At 51.4% G+C, this 3,045-nt stretch carries 1 rRNA gene; it reads right to left on the bottom strand.

The annotated features are described in order from the left end of the window. Positions 1-128: 128 nt before the first annotated feature. Positions 129-3,022, bottom strand: a 23S ribosomal RNA gene (locus HC757_RS18820). Between the last annotated feature and the right edge of the window lie 23 nt (positions 3,023-3,045).

Here is a 3,045-nt window from a genome sequence, read left to right as displayed (position 1 = left end):
TGAGTTCAAGTACATGGAGGTACTTGATGTCATAAATGCCTGGAGCATTTTATGACCCACTTTATCAAGCGCTTGTATTCTATCTAAGGTCTGAAAATCGCGTTTTCAGTAAAACCCATCTGGGTTGTATGGTTAAGCCTCACGAGTCATTAGTACATGTTAGCTCAACGCCTCACAACGCTTACACACCATGCCTATCAACGTCCTAGTCTCGAACGGCTCTTTAGAGGACTTATAGTCCTAGGGATGACTCATCTTAGGGCTCGCTTCCCGCTTAGATGCTTTCAGCGGTTATCGATTCCGAACGTAGCTACCGGGCAATGCCATTGGCATGACAACCCGAACACCAGCGGTTCGTCCACTCCGGTCCTCTCGTACTAGGAGCAGCTCCCTTCAATCATCCAACGCCCACGGCAGATAGGGACCGAACTGTCTCACGACGTTCTGAACCCAGCTCGCGTACCACTTTAAATGGCGAACAGCCATACCCTTGGGACCGACTTCAGCCCCAGGATGTGATGAGCCGACATCGAGGTGCCAAACACCGCCGTCGATATGAACTCTTGGGCGGTATCAGCCTGTTATCCCCGGAGTACCTTTTATCCGTTGAGCGATGGCCCTTCCATTCAGAACCACCGGATCACTATGACCTACTTTCGTACCTGCTCGACGTGTATGTCTCGCAGTTAAGCTGGCTTATGCCATTGCACTAACCGTACGATGTCCGACCGTACTTAGCCAACCTTCGTGCTCCTCCGTTACTCTTTGGGAGGAGACCGCCCCAGTCAAACTACCCACCAGGCACTGTCCTCAACCCCGATAAGGGGCCAGAGTTAGAACATCAAAACTACAAGGGTGGTATTTCAAGGACGACTCCATCAGGACTAGCGTCCCAACTTCAAAGTCTCCCACCTATCCTACACATGTAGGTTCAATGTTCAGTGCCAAGCTATAGTAAAGGTTCACGGGGTCTTTCCGTCTAGCCGCGGGTATACGGCATCTTCACCGCAATTTCAACTTCACTGAGTCTCGGCTGGAGACAGCGTGGCCATCATTACGCCATTCGTGCAGGTCGGAACTTACCCGACAAGGAATTTCGCTACCTTAGGACCGTTATAGTTACGGCCGCCGTTTACCGGGGCTTCGATCATGAGCTTCTCCGAAGATAACCCAATCAATTAACCTTCCGGCACCGGGCAGGCGTCACACCGTATACGTCATCTTGCGATTTTGCACAGTGCTGTGTTTTTGATAAACAGTTGCAGCCACCTGGTATCTGCGACTGCCGTCAGCTTAGGGAGCAAGTCCCATCACCAACAGCAGCGTACCTTCTCCCGAAGTTACGGTACCATTTTGCCTAGTTCCTTCAGCCGAGTTCTCTCAAGCGCCTTGGTATTCTCTACCCGACCACCTGTGTCGGTTTGGGGTACGATTCCCGCTAACCTGAAGCTTAGAAGATTTTCCTGGAAGCATGGCATCAACTACTTCAGTCCCGTGGGACCTCGTCATCAGCTCTCGGCCTTAAGATTTCCCGGATTTGCCTAAGAAATCAGCCTACCACCTTAAACGCGGACTACCAACGCCGCGCTAGCCTAGCCTTCTCCGTCTCTCCATCGCAGTTAGCGAAAGTACGGGAATATTAACCCGTTTCCCATCGACTACGCCTTTCGGCCTCGCCTTAGGGGTCGACTCACCCTGCCCCGATTAACGTTGGACAGGAACCCTTGGTCTTCCGGCGAGGGGGTTTTTCACCCCCTTTATCGTTACTCATGTCAGCATTCGCACTTCTGATACCTCCAGCGTGGGTTACCCCTTCACCTTCAACGGCTTACAGAACGCTCCTCTACCGCACACGCCTAATGGCATGTACCCGTAGCTTCGGTGACTAGCTTAGCCCCGTTACATCTTCCGCGCAGGCCGACTCGACTAGTGAGCTATTACGCTTTCTTTAAATGATGGCTGCTTCTAAGCCAACATCCTAGCTGTCTAAGCCTTCCCACATCGTTTCCCACTTAGCTAGTACTTTGGGACCTTAGCTGACGGTCTGGGTTGTTTCCCTTTTGACGACGGACGTTAGCACCCGCCGTCTGTCTCCCGAGTAGTACTCACTGGTATTCGGAGTTTGCAAAGGGTTGGTAAGTCGGGATGACCCCCTAGCCTTAACAGTGCTCTACCCCCAGTGGTATTCGCTCGAGGCGCTACCTAAATAGCTTTCGAGGAGAACCAGATATCTCCCGGTTTGATTGGCCTTTCACCCCCAGCCACAAGTCATCCGCTAATTTTTCAACATTAGTCGGTTCGGTCCTCCAGTTGATGTTACTCAACCTTCAACCTGCCCATGGCTAGATCACCGGGTTTCGGGTCTACACCTTGCAACTAAACGCGCAGTTAACACTCGGTTTCCCTACGGCTCCGCTATTCGCTTAACCTCGCTACAAAATGTAAGTCGCTGACCCATTATACAAAAGGTACGCAGTCACGGTCTCAAGAACCGCTCCCACTGCTTGTACGTATACGGTTTCAGGTTCTATTTCACTCCCCTCACAGGGGTTCTTTTCGCCTTTCCCTCACGGTACTGGTTCACTATCGGTCAGTCAGGAGTATTTAGCCTTGGAGGATGGTCCCCCCATATTCAAACAGGATATCACGTGTCCCGCCTTACTCGTTTTCATCTACGGTTAGTTTTCGTGTACGGGGCTATCACCCTGTGCCGCTGGACTTTCCAGACCATTCCACTAACACCCCATAGACTTAAGGGCTAATCCCCGTTCGCTCGCCGCTACTAGGGGAATCTCGGTTGATTTCTTTTCCTCCGGGTACTTAGATGTTTCAGTTCCCCGGGTTCGCCTCTGCACACTATGTATTCATGTACAGATAACAGCTTATGCTGCTGGGTTGCCCCATTCGGACATCGTTAGCTCAAATGCTTGTTACTAGCTCGCCAACGCTTTTCGCAAGTTACTACGTCCTTCATCGCCTCTGACTGCCAAGGCATCCACCGTATACGCTTAGTCGCTTAACCATACAACCCAAATGAGTTTCACT

Origin of the sequence: Shewanella salipaludis (assembly GCF_012911865.1) — a bacterium.
In the GTDB taxonomy this organism is placed as follows: domain Bacteria; phylum Pseudomonadota; class Gammaproteobacteria; order Enterobacterales; family Shewanellaceae; genus Shewanella; species Shewanella salipaludis.
This window is presented reverse-complemented; position numbering and strand designations above follow the sequence as displayed.